The sequence below is a fragment of the Streptomyces sp. PA03-5A genome (genome assembly GCF_033792725.1).
Taxonomy (GTDB): domain Bacteria; phylum Actinomycetota; class Actinomycetes; order Streptomycetales; family Streptomycetaceae; genus Actinacidiphila.
This window is the reverse complement of the sequence record NZ_JARAVL010000001.1, coordinates 1-14,752: the sequence shown is the minus strand read 5'-3', so window position 1 is coordinate 14,752 and position 14,752 is coordinate 1. Positions and strand designations below refer to the sequence as shown.

18 protein-coding genes are annotated in these 14,752 nt (G+C 73.2%); 10 read left to right on the top strand and 8 right to left on the bottom strand.

Features of this window, described 5'->3' with window-relative positions; genetic code table 11:
- Window positions 1-19: 19 nt before the first annotated feature.
- Complete coding sequence (locus tag PV410_RS00090; protein WP_500321495.1) at window positions 20-394, bottom strand: cupin domain-containing protein; 375 nt, start codon at window positions 392-394, stop codon at window positions 20-22.
- Window positions 395-484: 90 nt separating this feature from the next.
- Between PV410_RS00090 and PV410_RS00085 the strand changes: the two genes are divergently transcribed.
- The 5 genes from PV410_RS00085 to PV410_RS00065 all read left to right on the top strand — a co-directional run bounded on the left by PV410_RS00085 (window position 485) and on the right by PV410_RS00065 (window position 3,937).
- Window positions 485-937 (top strand): MarR family winged helix-turn-helix transcriptional regulator, encoded by a 453-nt coding sequence (locus tag PV410_RS00085; RefSeq protein ID WP_500321494.1) that lies wholly within the window; start codon window positions 485-487, stop codon window positions 935-937.
- Window positions 931-1,590: a hypothetical protein gene (locus tag PV410_RS00080; RefSeq protein WP_500321493.1), complete on the top strand. Its 660-nt coding sequence runs from the start codon at window positions 931-933 to the stop codon at window positions 1,588-1,590. Before PV410_RS00085 ends, PV410_RS00080 begins: the two co-directional genes overlap by 7 nt.
- Window positions 1,587-2,585 carry a nucleotidyl transferase AbiEii/AbiGii toxin family protein gene (locus PV410_RS00075; RefSeq protein WP_500321492.1) on the top strand — a complete coding sequence of 333 codons (999 nt, stop codon included), beginning with the start codon at window positions 1,587-1,589 and terminating at the stop codon, window positions 2,583-2,585. Before PV410_RS00080 ends, PV410_RS00075 begins: the two co-directional genes overlap by 4 nt.
- A 115-nt stretch (window positions 2,586-2,700) precedes the next feature.
- The gene (locus PV410_RS00070; RefSeq protein ID WP_500321491.1) at window positions 2,701-3,453 is read left to right on the top strand and encodes a hypothetical protein; all 753 of its coding nucleotides are present in this window, start codon (window positions 2,701-2,703) and stop codon (window positions 3,451-3,453) included.
- Between the two features lie 121 nt (window positions 3,454-3,574).
- A complete protein-coding gene (locus tag PV410_RS00065; RefSeq protein ID WP_500321490.1) occupies window positions 3,575-3,937 on the top strand; it encodes a UBP-type zinc finger domain-containing protein in 363 nt (120 codons plus the stop codon).
- Between the two features lie 60 nt (window positions 3,938-3,997).
- Here PV410_RS00065 and PV410_RS00060 read toward each other — a convergent pair whose 3' ends face one another.
- The 4 genes from PV410_RS00060 to PV410_RS00045 all read right to left on the bottom strand — a co-directional run bounded on the left by PV410_RS00060 (window position 3,998) and on the right by PV410_RS00045 (window position 7,533).
- Window positions 3,998-4,846, bottom strand: a complete 849-nt coding sequence (locus PV410_RS00060; RefSeq protein ID WP_500321489.1) for a thioesterase family protein — start codon at window positions 4,844-4,846, stop codon at window positions 3,998-4,000.
- Between the two features lie 2 nt (window positions 4,847-4,848).
- Window positions 4,849-5,439, bottom strand: coding sequence for a TetR/AcrR family transcriptional regulator (locus PV410_RS00055; RefSeq protein ID WP_499514913.1), 591 nt, complete (start codon window positions 5,437-5,439; stop codon window positions 4,849-4,851).
- Window positions 5,440-5,565: 126 nt separating this feature from the next.
- Window positions 5,566-6,417, bottom strand: coding sequence for a formate dehydrogenase accessory sulfurtransferase FdhD (fdhD, locus tag PV410_RS00050; protein WP_500321488.1), 852 nt, complete (start codon window positions 6,415-6,417; stop codon window positions 5,566-5,568).
- 234 nt (window positions 6,418-6,651) lie between these two features.
- Window positions 6,652-7,533, bottom strand: coding sequence for a hypothetical protein (locus PV410_RS00045; RefSeq protein ID WP_500321487.1), 882 nt, complete (start codon window positions 7,531-7,533; stop codon window positions 6,652-6,654).
- Between the two features lie 89 nt (window positions 7,534-7,622).
- Here PV410_RS00045 and PV410_RS00040 point away from each other — a divergent pair, with 89 nt between their 5' ends.
- The 3 genes from PV410_RS00040 to PV410_RS00030 all read left to right on the top strand — a co-directional run bounded on the left by PV410_RS00040 (window position 7,623) and on the right by PV410_RS00030 (window position 10,079).
- On the top strand, window positions 7,623-8,267 hold the full coding sequence (locus PV410_RS00040) for a hypothetical protein (protein ID WP_500321486.1): 645 nt from the start codon (window positions 7,623-7,625) through the stop codon (window positions 8,265-8,267).
- 53 nt (window positions 8,268-8,320) lie between these two features.
- Window positions 8,321-9,280 (top strand): rhomboid family intramembrane serine protease, encoded by a 960-nt coding sequence (locus PV410_RS00035; RefSeq protein WP_500321485.1) that lies wholly within the window; start codon window positions 8,321-8,323, stop codon window positions 9,278-9,280.
- Window positions 9,281-9,398: 118 nt separating this feature from the next.
- A complete protein-coding gene (locus PV410_RS00030) occupies window positions 9,399-10,079 on the top strand; it encodes a GntR family transcriptional regulator (RefSeq protein WP_499514919.1) in 681 nt (226 codons plus the stop codon).
- A 30-nt stretch (window positions 10,080-10,109) separates the two neighbouring features.
- Here PV410_RS00030 and PV410_RS00025 read toward each other — a convergent pair whose 3' ends face one another.
- Complete coding sequence (locus tag PV410_RS00025) at window positions 10,110-10,625, bottom strand: VOC family protein (protein ID WP_499514920.1); 516 nt, start codon at window positions 10,623-10,625, stop codon at window positions 10,110-10,112.
- Between the two features lie 72 nt (window positions 10,626-10,697).
- On the opposite strand from PV410_RS00025, the gene PV410_RS00020 reads away from it, so the two are divergent.
- Together PV410_RS00020 and PV410_RS00015 are read left to right on the top strand one after the other, a co-directional pair.
- Window positions 10,698-11,336, top strand: a complete 639-nt coding sequence (locus PV410_RS00020; RefSeq protein WP_500321484.1) for a LysE family translocator — start codon at window positions 10,698-10,700, stop codon at window positions 11,334-11,336.
- 28 nt (window positions 11,337-11,364) lie between these two features.
- Window positions 11,365-11,682 (top strand): chorismate mutase, encoded by a 318-nt coding sequence (locus PV410_RS00015; RefSeq protein ID WP_499514922.1) that lies wholly within the window; start codon window positions 11,365-11,367, stop codon window positions 11,680-11,682.
- Between the two features lie 174 nt (window positions 11,683-11,856).
- On the opposite strand, the gene PV410_RS00010 is transcribed toward PV410_RS00015, so the two are convergent.
- Together PV410_RS00010 and frc are read right to left on the bottom strand one after the other, a co-directional pair.
- Window positions 11,857-13,251: an OFA family MFS transporter gene (locus tag PV410_RS00010; RefSeq protein WP_500321483.1), complete on the bottom strand. Its 1,395-nt coding sequence runs from the start codon at window positions 13,249-13,251 to the stop codon at window positions 11,857-11,859.
- A 289-nt stretch (window positions 13,252-13,540) separates the two neighbouring features.
- Window positions 13,541-14,752: formyl-CoA transferase (frc, locus tag PV410_RS00005; RefSeq protein ID WP_500321482.1), on the bottom strand; the 1,212-nt coding region annotated here is incomplete at its 5' end.

The following is a 14,752-nucleotide window of genomic DNA, read 5'->3' as shown; positions in this document are numbered from 1 at the left end:
CGCGGGGCGCCCGGCGGGTTCAGCGGGCCCAGGGCGGGCTGATCCGCGACCCGTCGGCGAGCACCGCCTCCAGACCGACGCCGGTGGTCACCCAGACGGAGGCGGGGCCCTCGCCCGGGTTCTCCAGGGCCAGGCGGGAACCGGCGGGCGCCGTGGCGACGTCGCCGGGGGACAGGTCGTACGCCTCGCCGTCGATGGTCAGGCGCGGGCTGCCGGACAGGACGAGGAAGACCTCCTCGCGGCTGATGGTGTGCGAGGTACCGGCGGTCCCGGCCGGTACCTCACCGCGCCACGCGCACAGTTCGGTGCTGCCGGTGGCGGTGCTGGCGTACGAGACGAAGCGGACGCCGTGCAGGTCGTGGACGACGGCGTCGGCGGAACGGACGACGGGCATACGGGCTCCTGTTCCCCGATGGGCAAGCAACTTGAGCAAGTTGCTTGCCCATATGCTCAAGCTGCTTGCGCACTGTGTCAAGGTGGCCGCATGAAGGACGAAGAGGCCCTGGCCATGGCCCTGGGCGTCAACCTGCTCGCCGCCGCCGGCGCCCTCACCGCAGCCATCCACGACGGCGTCGTCGCCCGCGGCTTCGACGACCTGCGCCCCGCCCACGGCTTCGCCTTCGCCCGGATGGCGGCCGGCGGCGCGACCGTCACCGAACTCGCCGCGCACCTCGGGGTGACCCGCCAGGCGGCCGGGCAACTCGTCGACGAACTCGAGGCCAAGGGCTACGCCGAACGCCGCCCCCACCCGGACGACGCGCGGGCCCGGCTCGTCGTCCTCACCGACCGCGGCCGGGCCTGCACCCGCGCCGCCGACCAGGCCGCCGCCGACGCCGTACGCCCCTGGGCCGACGTGCTCGGCGAGGACCGGCTGCGCGCCTTGTCCGCGGACCTGGGGCGGCTCGCCCCCGGCGGCCCGGTCCGGCCGGCGTGGTAGCCGGGACCCCGGCGACGGACTTCACCGGAGACTTCGAGACCCACTTCACGGTGCCGGCGCCGCGGCCCGGGGACGAGGAGCGGATACGCCACTGGGCGGAGCGCAACGGCCTCAAGTACACCCGCATCGTGCTCGACCGGGGCGCCACCCCCGACCAGCCCATGCTGACGGTGCGCGGCCGCGGCGCCCTGCCCGCGCAGCGCGCCGCCGCCGCCCGGTGGACCGGACGGCTGCGCGCCGAAGGGATCGGCGTCGCGCGCGTGAAGATCGAGGCCGCGCCCTGGAACACCGGTGTCCCGCGCACCCGCGGGCAGGCCCGTGCCCTGCCGCCCGGCTGCTACTTCGAGCACCACGTCAAGCTCGTCATCACCGACCCCGTCCGCCTGGACGAGGTCCGGGCGATCGCCGGGCGGCACGCCGCCCACGTCTCCCGCAACGCGCGCCGTGACCTCGGCGACCGCGGCCACGAACGCTTCGTCACCCAGCGCTGCCGCGACGTCGGGCGCCCCGAGGCGCGGCAGCGGCTCGACCGCCTCCTCGCGGACCTCACGCAGGAGGGCCTCACGGCGGTGGAGGTCGAGGAGGAGTTCGTCGTGCACGACGACCGGCCCGCCCTCGACGACGGCTGGATCGACGAGGCGCAGGCCCGGTGACCGCCCCCGCGGAGCGGGACCCGGCGGCCGCCGCCCGGAGGGCCGTCCTGGACCACCTGCTGGGCCTGGTCGCGCGGTCCCCGCTGGGCGAGTACCTCGTGTTGCGCGGCAGCATGGTGCTGCCTGCCTGGGTCGGCGCCGCCGCCCGCGAACCGGCCGACCTCGACTGGATCGTCCCGCCCTCCCTGGCGGTGCCGATCGACCCGCTCCACCCCTACCCGTACGTCGACGAGCGGGCCACCGTGCAGCAGTGGCCGGAGGCCGCCGACGGCGCCGTCCGCCCCGAGATCTGGACCGACGAGGAGTTCGGCACCGGCGGGCAGCGGGCATACGTCCCGCCCGAGGGCCTGCACTGGATCGCCGACCCGGAACCGGACGGCTCCGACGGCTCCGACGGCCCGCCCGGCGAACTGCTGGAACTGGTCCGGGCCCACCCCGACGCCGCCCCCGGCGTACGCCTCGACCCGGAGGGCGCCCGCGACGACGGCAGTTGGACCTACGCGGAGTACGACACGCCCGGCGTGCGCCTGGTCGTCCCCTGGCACGCGGACGGCCTGCCCCCGGGCGAGGTGCGCTTGGACTTCGCCCGCGACGAACGGCTCCCCGAGCCGCCCGTCCTGACCGCCGTGCCGCGCGGCGACGGCGGGCCCCCGGCCGTGGTGCTCACCGCGAGCCGTGAACTCTCCCTCGCCTGGAAGCTGCTGTGGCTGCAGGCCGACGCCGCCGCCGCGGGCCGCGCCCAGGGCAAGGACCTCTACGACGCGGTCCTTCTCGCCGAGGCGCCCGGCACCGCCCTCTCCCCGCGCCTGCTGCGCCGGGTGATGAGCCGCGAGCCCGGCCACCCGGCCTCCGCACCCCGCCTCACCGAGGTCGCCCCGCACTCCGTCGACTGGGATACCTTCCGCGCCGCCCACCCCCATGTCACCGGCACGGCCGCGGAGTGGCTCGACCGCCTGGCGCGTGCCCTGGACGGCGTTCTGACGGACGGTCGCTGACGCGCCGCGACGCACCCGGCGCGGCCCCACTCCGTGTCCGTCGCGCCGGGCGGTCGCCGGAGGCAGAAGAAAACGGCGCTCCGGCACTGCGCCCCACGGACTAGCCTCGGCGCTCGTGACTGCTGACCCCGCCTCCATACCGGCCGAGTTCGTCCGCTTCGCGGTCGCGCTGGAACCCGGCGAACTGGCCGTCGGCTACGCCTCCGGCCGCGTCACGGACGCCGACGCGCGACGGCTGGCGTTCCTGCGCCGGTGCGACCTGGGGGAGTTCGGCGGGAGGTTCGCCGCCCTGATGGAGGCGGAGCCGCAGGTGTGGCGGAAGGTCGCCGCCGACGCGGGTCCGGAGGCCGGGCGGGTCTGGGCGTACCTGGAGGGGGCACGGCGCGGGGAACCGGACGCCGCCGGGCGGGGGGAGTTCCTCGTCGGGCGGGCGGCGGCCGGGCGGGGCATGAACTGGGCGGACTCCGCTGTGCTGCTCGGGACCGACCGGCCCGAGGAGGTGGACGCGGCCTTCGCGCGCGAGGAGCCGCTGGTGGGCGTGGCGGTCATCGGGCTGGCGCTCAACCACCCGGACGCCGCCGCGATCCTGCCGCGCGTCGCCCGGGCGCTGGAGGCGCCGCATGAGGAACTGCGCCGGCAGGGCGTCGTGGCCCTGGCCCACGTCGCCCGTCTGCACGGCACCGTCGACGACCGGTGCCTGGAACTGCTGCGCGGCCTGCCGCCCGGGACCGAGGCGCATGACGACATCCTCGCGTACGTGCCGCTGCGCCGGCTGCCGTGGTGGCTGCGCCGATCCGGCTACGCGGGGCGCCTGCGGACCATCGTCCGGCATCCCCGCATCGTCCTGAGGCGCCCCGGGAAGCGGTAGGTGTCGCGCGGACCGGGGCCCACGGGGGGCGAGGGGGCCGTCCCGCTTCGGCCGGTGGCGGCACGTGAGGGCGGTTAGCATGCCAGGAGAACGTGATCGCGGTTAAGGAGGCGGGTCCACCATGGCGGACGACGTCACGATCCCCGGCATCGACCCCACGTCCGAGCCGAGCGGCGCCGGCTGCGCCGACTGCGGTGCCGGTCAGGGACCGGGCTGGTGGCTCCACCTGCGCCGCTGCGCGCAGTGCGGGCACATCGGCTGCTGCGACTCCTCGCCCTCCCAGCACGCCACGCGGCACGCGCTCGAGGAGGGCCACCCGTTCATCACCAGCTACGAGCCCGGTGAGGACTGGTTCTGGAACGTCGAGACCGAGCAGTACTACGACGGTCCCGCGCTGTCCCCGCCGAACTCGCGCCCGGAGGGCCAGCCCTCCCCGGGCCCCGCGGGCAAGGTCCCCGAGGACTGGCAGGCGCAGTTGCACTGACGGCGCACCCCTTGGTCGGCACGGCCGCCCCCGGAGGGCACGGCCCGCGGCACGCGGCCGCTACGCGGCGCCCTCGGGCAGCCGCACCCGCGCCAGCTGCCGGGACTGGGCCACGAGCCGGCCCGACGAGTCCCAGACCTCGGCGTCCTCCTCCATGTAGCCGTCCGCGAAGTTCCGGGTGGAGTGCTTCAGCCGCAGCCACCCCGGCTCGGGCGTGGCCCGCACGTGGGCGGTCAGCTCCAGCGTGGGGGCCCAGCCCGGGACGCCGAGGTCGAAGCTGACCGGCGGCAGGCTGTCCACGGCGAGCAGCAGCATCAGCGGGTCGGGCTCGCGGCCGTCGGGCATCCGCAGCCAGCCCTGCACCATGCCGCGGCCCGAGGGGGCGCCGACCGCCCAGCCTGCGGTGTCCGGGTCCAGCCGCAGCTCGATGCGCTCCAGCATCGGGGATATCTTCAGGAACTCCGGCGGCGCCACGTCGGTCCCCACGCACTTCTCCGGCGGCGGCATCTGCGGAGGAGTGGCGGAGGTGCGCACGTCGCCCGCGTGGTCGTGGCCGTTCAGGTCGCCGTAGGTCGCCACCGCCCGCAGCCGTTCCTCGCCCTCCTGCTCCAGGGACACCATGCCGGTCGAGACGGTGCGGCCGCGGCGCAGGGTCTGCGTGCGGGCGGTCACCGGGCCCGGGCGCGACGTCGAGAGGTAGTAGGCACTGATCGAGAACGGATCCCGGTGTCCCTGCCCGTCGCCGCCCAGCTCCTCGGCGAGCGCCCGGCCGGCGAGGGCGAGCAGCAGCCCGCCGTTGACGCCCATGCCGATCCGCCACCCCTCGTGGAGTTCGGCGTCGTAGACCGAGGGCTCGCCCGGACGTGCCGTGACGGCCGTCTCGCGGTCGAATCCGTACTTCTCATGCATCGTCAGTGTTCCTTGAGGTCGAACGAGGTGAACAGCGCGTCGAGCGCTTCGTCGATGGACGCGGCGCCGGTGCCCAGGGCCAGCGAGCCCCACAGCCACAGCTGCGCCACACCGTGCAGCCCGGACCACACGGCGCCGGTGAGCGCCCGGGTGTCCGCGCCGGGCCGCCAGCCCTCCGCCTGCGCGGCGCGCACGAGCACGAGGAGGTGGTCGTCGAAGGCCGACATGCCGGCCCGGCCCAGTTCCTTGTCCCGGGGGTCCAGCAGGTCGTGCCGGAACATCAGGGTGAACATCGCCGGCCGTCCCAGCGCGTACGCCACGTAGCCGCGGGCCCCGGCCCGCAGCCGTGCGGCCGCCGGCGCGCCTTCGGGGCACGCCCGTACGGCCGCCTCGGCGCGCACGTTGAGTTCCCTGAACCCCACGGTGGCCACGGCCGACAGCAGCGCCGCCCGGTGCGGGAAGTGCTTCAGCGGCGCCCCGTGCGACACGTTGGCGCGCCGTGCAATGGCCCGCAGGGTCAGCCCCTCGACGCCGTCGTCGTCCAGGACGGCGAGGGCGGCGTCGAGCAGGCGCGCGCGGGGAGCGGTGGTCATGGTGGACAGTGTCCACCTCGAGGTGGACAGTGTCTACCTCGGGTCCTCGGATACGGCGGGACAGGCCGGCGCAGGGGGCGCACCTCGCCGGCCGGTCCCGCACGCGTGTACGCGTGCTGGGACGGGTCAGACCCGCCCGGCCGTCGGCGCGGGCAGGGCGATCCGCTCTTCGCCCGCGTACACGTTCATGGAGGTGCCCCGCAGGAAGCCGACGAGCGTGAGGCCGGACTCGGCGGCGAGGTCGACGGCGAGGGAGGACGGGGCCGAGACGGCGGCGAGCACCGGGATGCCGGCCATCACGGCCTTCTGGGCGAGTTCGAACGAGGCCCGCCCCGAGACCATCAGGATCTTCCCGGCCAGCGGCAGCAGGCCCTGCTGGAGGGCGCGGCCCACGAGCTTGTCCACGGCGTTGTGGCGGCCCACGTCCTCGCGGACGTCGAGCAGTTCGCCCTCGGACGTGAAGAGCGCGGCCGCGTGCAGTCCGCCGGTCCGGTCGAAGACCCGCTGCGCGGCGCGCAGCCGGTCGGGGAGCGCGGACAGCAGCGCGGGTTCGAGCCGCAGCGGCGAGGCGTCGGCGATGGCCCAGCGGGCCGTGGTGCGTACGGCGTCGAGGCTGGCCTTCCCGCACAGGCCGCAGGAGGACGTCGTGTAGACGTTGCGCTCCAGCGTGATGTCGGGGACGGGGACGCCGGGGGCGAGACGTACGTCGACGACGTTGTAGGTGTTGGACCCGTCGACGGTCGCGCCCGCGCAGTACACGATGTTCGCCAGTTCGTCCGCGCTCCCGAGCACGCCCTCGCTGACCAGGAAGCCGGCCGCGAGGGCGAAGTCGTCCCCGGGGGTGCGCATGGTGATCGCGAGTGGCTTGCCGTTGAGCCGGATCTCCAGCGGCTCCTCCGCGACCAGGGTGTCCGCCCGGTGGTCGACCGCTCCGTCCCTGATCCTCAGTACCCGACGCCGTTCGGTGACCCGTCCCATGTCGATCAGTCCCGGTTCTGTACGTGCTGGAAGCCGTATCGGCCCTTGATACAGAGGTTGCCACGGTGACCGCGCCGTCGTGCGGCAAGATCACCTCGACGAGTCCGCCGGCCCTGGGTTCTCAGCCCCGGACGAATACTGTGTACAGTATTCGTCTCCATGGGGTCAAGGGGTCGTAAAGGCGGTCCCGGCCGACGTTCCGGCGGAGGGGAGTTCCGTTCCGCCGAGGGGAGTTCACGGGGAGAAGGGCAGGTCCACGAAAGCGGCGACGACGAGGTACAGCCCCACGGCGAGCAGCGAGAGCCCGGCGACGCAGAACAAGACCGCCAGCCCCGCGGGCTCGGACCACGTGCGCGTCGTCCGCTCGGGGTTGCGCGGGTCGTAGGTGATCTCCGCCCGCAGCGGGTCGCCGTCCACGTCTTTGCCCTCGCCGAGGTGCTCCCGGGGCACGCCCTCGAGGCCGGTGAAACGGTAGACGGGTTCGCGGCCGCCGTGCCGCTGCCTGCGGTCGAAGGTGGCGACCACCGTGATGCCGCGCCGGCGCAGGATCCGTGCGTCCCGCGCGGACCCCCATGCCCCGTGGAGCAAGCCCCCGGCGGCCAGCAGGGGAGCGGCGCCCAGCGCCCACTTCGCGACGGCCGCGCCGTCCCCGGTGACGGCCAGCCAGACCAGCACGGCGAGGTAGGCCAGGGCGCCGCCGGCCCCCGGGGCGTAGGTCCAGAAGCCGTCCGGCGCCCCGTCGTCAGGTCTCGCCCCGTCCTTCGCGGGGGGCGGCACGGACAGGACCTCGACGAGCGTGCCGCCGTCCTCCCGCGGCTCGTCGGCGTCGCGGGGCGGGAGCACGGAGTTGACGGCGGCGGCGAAGGCCGCGACCGCCTCGGCGCTGTGGTGCGTCAGTGCGTGGACCCTCGCGGGCCCTCGCGCCGCGGTGAGGACGATCTCCACCGTACGGCCGTGCCGCCCGGCGGCACGGACCTCCTCGATCGCGGCCGGCGGGATGCGCCGCCGCTCCGTCCCCTCGTCCAGCAGTACCTCGCCGGCCCGCAGACGGGCGGTCGCGCCGCCCCCTCGCAGCACCAACTCCGGTATCCCCGCGGCGGATGCGTCGCTCGTCACGGCATCACGGTAGGGGACCGGCCGGAGCCCCGGAATAGCATCGGCGTACGACGGCCGCGGACGGACGCGGCCGGGCGAGGAGGTGTGCGGTGGCCGGGGACCCGTTCTCGGTGGGCCGGGGGACGTGGTGGCGCATCGGCGTCCCGCTGGCCGCCGCGGCCCTGCTGGTCGCCCAACTGGCCTGGGGGAACGGCCCGCGACGGGAGGCGGCGGCGGTCTCCCGGCCGGGGGAGTGCGGCAAGGGCGCCGCGCGGCAGGTCGGCGAGCCCGGCGTGACACGCGCCATGGTCATCGGGAGCTATGGCGCGGACAACCTGCCCCGGATGAAGGGCAGGCCGACCTTCAAGGTGCGCCTCACCGTCTCGCCGGGACCGGACCGGCGCCCGCTGACGCTGCGGACCCCGCTGGTCGGCGCGGTCACGGTGCAGGTGCACGCCGGGCGCGGCGGCGGCCTCCTCGCCGGCGCCCGCGGCCTCACCGCCCGGATCGACGAGGAGATGTACGGGGCCGGCCAGGCCCCTCCCGCGACCGGCACCGTCCGCGTGACGCAGGACGACGTCCTCCGGCTCGTCGTCGAACTGCCGGACGGTGCCATCTGCCCGGGAGTCACCATGGCCGACCTCATCTCCATGCGTCCCGGCGGCAACGACGCCGCCGACCTCACCGTGGTCACCGTCGTTCTCGCCGACCGCGCATCCGGCCTGCACATGGAGGCGCAGAGCGGAGTGGTTTGACGCACCGTGCCCGGGCTGGGTACAAACGTGCGACTCCACGTCCCGTACGCCGCATGGGGGGCCTTGCGCTCGTGAGCACCACGGACACCGATCAGGGCACCGAGCCGCCGGTCACCACCTGCTACCGGCATCCCAAGCGCGAGACGTACGTGCGCTGCACGCGCTGCGACCGCTCCATCTGCCCCGACTGCATGCGCGAGGCGGCGGTCGGCCACCACTGCCCGGAGTGCGTGAAGGAGGGCGGCAGGAGCGTCCGCCAGGCGCGCACCGTCTTCGGCGGCCGCGTGGCGACCTCGGGCACGCCGGTGGTGACGCAGATCCTGATCGCCCTGAACGTCGTCGCCTACCTCGGCGAACTGGTGCGCTCCGACCTCGTCGCGCGCTTCGACGCCCTGGGGCAGGGGCTGTTGGGCCCCGACGGCGTGGCGTACGTGTACGACGGCTCGGCGTACCCCGGCTTCGAGGCCGTCGGCATCGCCCACGGCGAGTGGTACCGGCTGATCACCTCGGCCTTCCTCCACCAGCCGCCGGGCCAGGGCACCTTCGGGATCCTGCACATCCTGTTCAACATGTACTCGCTGTGGACCCTCGGCCCGGCCGTCGAGGCCCAGCTGGGCCGGATCCGCTTCGTCGGGCTCTACCTGCTCTCCGCCCTCGGCGGTTCCGTGCTGGTGTACCTGATCGCCCCGCACACCGGCGCCGTCGGTGCCTCCGGCGCGATCTTCGGCCTGGGCGCGGCCTACTTCGTCCTCAGCAAGCGCCTCCACCACGACCCGGTCGGCGGGCGTCAGCTCCTCATCGGCCTGCTGGTCTGGATGGCGGTCTCCGCCGCCGTGACCTCCTGGCAGGGCCACCTCGGCGGCCTGCTCACCGGAGGTGCGGTCGGCCTCGTCCTGGCCCACGCGCCCCGCAGGCACCGCGCCTTGTGGCAGGCGGCCGGGATGGCGGCGGTGCTGCTGGTGCTGGTGACCCTGGTCGTCCTGAAGACCTCCCAGCTCACCGGCGCCGCATAGCGGGCGCCGCGCCACCGGTGTGAAGCGCGTCACGCTTGGGTGCGGTGTCCGCGCCGGGGTCCTGCGCGCGTAGACTGTAGACGAAAGCCAATCATCCCCGGGAAAGGTTGGGGCCTCGATGCTGTCCAGCGGGCTGTCGCAGGGATCCGTGCCCAAGCTCCAGCGTCCGGGGCCCCTGCGTGAGCAGGTGTACGAAGCGCTGCTCGAGCTGATCATCACCCGCTCGCTCACCCCCGGCCAGCACCTGGTGGAGACCGAACTCGCCGGCCACCTCGGCGTCTCCCGCCAACCGGTGCGCGAGGCCCTGCAACGGCTCAACACCGAGGGGTGGGTGGACCTGCGCCCGGCCCAGGGGGCCTTCGTCCACGAGCCCACCGACGAGGAGGCCGACCAACTCCTGGTCGTCCGCGCCCTGCTGGAGACGGAGGCGGCCCGCCTCGCCGCGGCCAACGCCACCACCAAGGGCCTGGAGCGGCTGGACGGGCTGTGCGAGACGGGCGAGGCGGCCGTCGCCGCCGACGACGTCGACGCGGTCGTCGCGGCGAACGCCGCCCTCCACGCCTGCGTCATGGAACTGGCCGGGAACGCGGTGCTCGCCGAACTCGCCCGGCAGGTCGAGCGGCGCGTGCGCTGGTACTACACCCCGGTGGCCCGGCAGCGCGGCATGCAGTCGTGGGTCGAGCACCGCGAGCTGATCGCGGCGATCGCCGACCGCGACGGGGAGCGCGCCCAGCAGGTCATGCGCGCCCACACCGAGCACACCAGGACCTCGTACCACCAGCGCTCCCACGAGGACTGACCCCGCCCCGCCCCGCCGGGCCCCGCGGGCTCAGAGCAGCGGCTTGCCGTCGAAGTGGCCGAGGTCCTCGCGGTACAGCTCCACGTTGACCCCGTTGGGATCGCGGATGTAGAGGCTGTCCTCCACGCCGCGGTCCGGCCCGAGGTACTCCACCCCGGCCTCGTCCAGCCGGCGCTTCGCCTCGGTGAACTGCTCGCCGGTCACCGACAGCGCCAGGTGCTGCAGTCCGCCGATCGTCTCGTGCTGCTCGGGGTGCTCGTGGCCGGGGAAGTCGAAGAACCCCAGCAGGTTGTCGTGGCCGATGTCGAAGAAGAAGTGGCTGGAGCCCGCGTAGTCCCGGTTCTCCACCAGCTCCACCAGCGGGAAGCCCAGGAACTCCTGGTAGAAGCGGACGGTCTCCTCGACGTCGCGGCAGATGAACGCGACGTGGTGCACCCCCGCCGCCCGCGTCGCCGGTCGTTCCGCCGGTTCCCGCAGGTACCTCCCGCGCAATTCCTCCCGCCGGGCCCGTACGGCCTCCAGCTGCTCGCCCTGCGGCTCGCCCATGATCGATCCCGCCTCCTTAGACCCCGCGCTTAATGCGGTGCGCCGGAAGATATACCCGATTAGCCTCCGGGCATGGTGTCCATCGACCGACTCGCGGCATTCGCCCTGGTATCCCTGGTGCTCGTGGTGATCCCCGGCCCCAGCGTCCTCTTCGTCATCGGCCGCGCGCTCGCCCACGGGCGTCGTGTCGCGCTGACCTCCGTCGCCGGCAACACGCTCGGCTCCTACGTCCTGGTGGTCGCGGTCGCCCTCGGCGTCGGCCCCGTGGTGGAGCGCTCGGCGCTGCTGTTCGCGGCCCTCAAGCTCGCCGGCGCCGCCTACCTGGTGTACCTGGGGGTCAAGGCGCTGCGGCACCGCGGGGCCCTGGCCATGGTGTCCGGGGACGCGGGGGCGGCGCGCGGCGCGCTGCGCACGCTCGGCGAGGGCTTCGTGGTCGGGGTCTCGAACCCCAAGACGATGGTGTTCTACGCGGCGGTGCTGCCGCAGTTCGTCGACCGCCCGGCCGGTCACGTCACCGTGCAGATGCTGCTGCTCGGACTGGTCTTCAACGCGATCGCCCTCGTCTCGGACAGCACCATGGGCCTGGTCGCCGCCGCGGCCCGTTCGTGGTTCGCCCGTTCCCCGCGCCGCCTGTCACTGGTCGGCGGTGCGGGCGGCCTCGCGATGATCGGCCTCGGCGTCACCGTCGCCGCGACGGGACGTACCGACTGATCGGCGTCCCGCTGGTTAGGCTGGGCGGATGGACGACGGACACGCGGACGACACAGCCGCCCTGGAGCGGCTGCGCCACCTGCGCGGCAGCATCGACAACCTGGACGCGGCCCTGGTGCACCTCCTCGCGGAACGCTTCAAGGCCACCCAACAGGTGGGTGAGCTCAAGGCGGCGCACAACATGCCGCCCGCCGATCCCGGGCGCGAGGCGGAGCAGATCGCCCGGCTGCGCCGGATGGCCGAGGAGGCGCACCTCGACCCGGCCTTCGCGGAGAAGTTCCTGAAGTTCATCGTGGAAGAGGTCATCCGGCACCACAAGGCGATCGCCGCCGACCGCTCGGGCTGACGGACAGCCGCGTGGGCCCCAGCCGTGGCGTCCCACGGCTGAGGCCCACGTCATTCCGGCACGGCCCCCTACGACACGGGGGTGGTCCGGGGACGCCGCGGCGGACGGGAGGGACACCCGGTCGTCGGGCACGAGGTGCCGTGCCGGAGCCCCGGGTGCTCTCCGGCGGTCACGTCAGATCGCCTCCCTGCTGATGGGCTGCGGATTGGGCTCGATGTCCTTCTTCCTCGGACGTCCCGGCGGGGTGAGGAAGAGCGCGACGAAGCCGGCAAACAGCGAGATCGAACCCGCGAGGGTGAACGCCCCGCTGTGGCCCCAGTGGCTGACGACGAAGGCACCCATGCCGGAGCCGAGCAGACCCGAGACCAGCTTGGAGCTGTAGACCAGGCCGTAGTTGGACGCGTTGTTGTTCTCACCGAAGTAGTCGGCCGTCATCGCCGCGAACATCGGGAAGATCGCGCCGCCGCCGAACCCGGAGATGGACGAGAAGATCAGGAACAGCGGCAGGTTCTTGATGTCCGCCGACCACAGGATGCCGTACTGCGCGAGGCCGAGGACGAGGCAGACGAAGATCAGGCACTGCTTGCGCCCGTAGCGGTCGGACAGCCAGCCGATGACGCCGCGGCCCGTGCCGTTGACGATCGCCTTCAGGGACATGGCCGTGGCCACGATCCCGCCGGCGAAGCCCGCCTCCTCACCGATGTCGACCTGGAAGGCGATGCCGAAGATGTTCACGCCCGAGGTGCACAGCAGGCAGAACCACATCAGTGCGACCCGGCCGGTCCGCCACGCCTCGGCGGGGGTGTACTGCCGGACGGCGGGCGGGTTCTTCTCCATGGCACGCCGGGCCCGCGGGTCGTCGGGCACCTTCAGCGGGTCGACGTCGGCCGGCCACCAGTTCTTCGGCGGGTCCTTGAAGAAGTACCCCGCCACCGCGACGGTCGCCGCGAGGAAGACACCGACCGAGACCAGCACCCAGCGGAAGTTGGTCAGGTCCATGTAGCCGGTGAAGAGGAAGACGAACGGCACCGAGCCGTAGGCGAAGCCGCCGTTGACGAAGCCGGTCTTGCCCCCCTTCCGCTCCGGGTACCACTTGCCGACCATGTTGACGCAGGTCGCGTAGACCATGCCGGCGCCCATGCCGCTGAACATGCCGAAGCCGATGTACGCGACGACGACGTGCGGTGCGTACGCCAGCGACAGGTAGCCCAGGAAGGTGCCCAGGGCGCCGCACATCATCGCGTAGCGCGCCGGCAGCTTCCCGGACTCGCGGAGCTTGCCCGCCGGGAAGGCCACCGCGGCCTGGAAGAACACCCAGACCCCGAGCATCCAGAAGATGTGCAGGCTGCTCCACGAGTGCGCGGTGTGGAGCGTGTCCTCGGCGGACGCGAACGCGTACTCCGCCGAACTGATGCCCATCATGCCTACCCACGGCAGGATGACCATCCACTTGCGCTTCCGGCCCATGATGTCCATGTCGGACTCGCCGACGCGGAACACCCGGCCGTTGTGGTCGGTCACCTCTCGATAGGTGACGGGTGGTTGGGACGTCGATGTCGTTGACGCCATTGTCATGATTCCCCTGCCTCGAAAGAGTCTGGCCAGCGCCCCCTGGACCTGGGGCCGGCACGGGTCGGTCTCCGTGGAGACCGACCCGTGCCGGCCCCCGTGCTCTTTTCGTGCTGCGCGGCGGGCCCGGTCCGCGCGGTTCACGCGCGCCCGGCCCCGTCACGGGTGGTGCGTCGGGTCAGGGCAGCCCGGCTGCCCCGGCCCACCGGTGGGCGGTGCCCAGCACCGCCACCGGCTGCTCTGTGGTGTGCGACCGTACGTCCTCGCGCCGCCTGGCGTCCGCCATCGGTCAGATCACCCCGCCGGTCCGCAACACGCCCAGCTCCTCGGCGGAGAGGCCGAGTTCGGTGGTGTAGATGTCGTGGTTGTGTTCGCCGAGGAGGGGTGAGCGGTGGATGGTGGTGGGTGAGTCGGAGAGTTTGAGGGGGTTGCCGACGGTGGTGTAGGTGCCGCGTTCGGGGTGGTCGACTTCGACGACGATGTCGTTGGCCTTGAGGCTGGCGTCGTCGATGATCTCCTTGGTGGACAGGATGGGCCCGCACGGGATGTTGTGGGTGTTGAGCTCTTCCAGGACCTGCCATTTGGGCAGGGTGGTGGTCCATTCCTCGATGAGCTGGAACATCTTGGCGAGTTTGGGCAGCCGGGCTTCGGGGGTGGCCCATTCGGGGTCGTCGGCGAGTTCGGGGTGGCCGATGAGTTCGGCCAGGGGCTGCCAGCCGACGGGCTGCACGATGACGTAGACGTAGTCGTTGGGGCCGCCGGGGGCGCATTTGACCGCCCAGCCGGGCTGGCCGCCGCCGGAGGCGTTGCCGGAGCGGGGGACTTCGTCGGTGAAGTCCTCGTTGGGGTACTCCGCGAGGGGTCCGTGGGCCAGGCGTTGCTGGTCGCGGAGTTTGACCCGGCACAGGTTGAGCACCGCGTGCTGCATGGCGACCTGGACGCGCTGTCCGCGGCCGGTGTGGGTGCGCTGGTACAGGGCGGCCAGGATCCCGGCCACGGCGTGGACCCCGGTGCCGGAGTCGCCGATCTGGGCGCCGGTGGCCATGGGCGGGCCGCCTTCGAAGCCGGTGGTGGCCATCGACCCGCCCATCGCCTGCGCGACGACCTCGTACGCCTTGAACGCGGTGTAGGGGCCGTCCCCGAAGCCCTTGATGGAGGCGTACACGATCCGCGGGTTGATCTCCTGGATCCGCTCCCAGGTGAACCCCATCCGGTCCACCGCGCCCGGCCCGAAGTTCTCCACCATCACGTCACTGCGCGCGATCAGCTCGGTCAGGATCTCCCGCCCGCGCGGGGTCTTGGTGTTCAGCGTGATGCTCCGCTTGTTCGCGTTCAGCATCGTGAAATACAAGCTGTCCACCCCCGGCACATCCCGCAACTGACGCCGCGTGATGTCACCCCCCGGGGCCTCCAGCTTCACCACGTCCGCACCCAGCCACGCCAGCAACTGCGTCGCCGACGGACCCGACTGCACATGCGTCATATCCAGGACGCGCACACC

What these genes read in the sequence shown, in the direction of transcription:
- PV410_RS00065 (WP_500321490.1), top strand. Translation starts at nt 3,575, where the DNA reads ATGGCGGACGACGTCACGATCCCCGGCATCGACCCCACGTCCGAGCCG.
- PV410_RS00020 (WP_500321484.1), top strand. Translation starts at nt 10,698, where the DNA reads ATGGTGTCCATCGACCGACTCGCGGCATTCGCCCTGGTATCCCTGGTG.
- PV410_RS00030 (WP_499514919.1), top strand. Translation starts at nt 9,399, where the DNA reads ATGCTGTCCAGCGGGCTGTCGCAGGGATCCGTGCCCAAGCTCCAGCGT.
- PV410_RS00085 (WP_500321494.1), top strand. Translation starts at nt 485, where the DNA reads ATGAAGGACGAAGAGGCCCTGGCCATGGCCCTGGGCGTCAACCTGCTC.
- fdhD (WP_500321488.1), bottom strand. Translation starts at nt 6,417, where the DNA reads ATGGGACGGGTCACCGAACGGCGTCGGGTACTGAGGATCAGGGACGGA.
- PV410_RS00060 (WP_500321489.1), bottom strand. Translation starts at nt 4,846, where the DNA reads ATGCATGAGAAGTACGGATTCGACCGCGAGACGGCCGTCACGGCACGT.
- PV410_RS00090 (WP_500321495.1), bottom strand. Translation starts at nt 394, where the DNA reads ATGCCCGTCGTCCGTTCCGCCGACGCCGTCGTCCACGACCTGCACGGC.
- PV410_RS00010 (WP_500321483.1), bottom strand. Translation starts at nt 13,251, where the DNA reads ATGGCGTCAACGACATCGACGTCCCAACCACCCGTCACCTATCGAGAG.
- PV410_RS00055 (WP_499514913.1), bottom strand. Translation starts at nt 5,439, where the DNA reads ATGACCACCGCTCCCCGCGCGCGCCTGCTCGACGCCGCCCTCGCCGTC.
- PV410_RS00035 (WP_500321485.1), top strand. Translation starts at nt 8,321, where the DNA reads ATGGGGGGCCTTGCGCTCGTGAGCACCACGGACACCGATCAGGGCACC.
- PV410_RS00015 (WP_499514922.1), top strand. Translation starts at nt 11,365, where the DNA reads ATGGACGACGGACACGCGGACGACACAGCCGCCCTGGAGCGGCTGCGC.
- PV410_RS00025 (WP_499514920.1), bottom strand. Translation starts at nt 10,625, where the DNA reads ATGGGCGAGCCGCAGGGCGAGCAGCTGGAGGCCGTACGGGCCCGGCGG.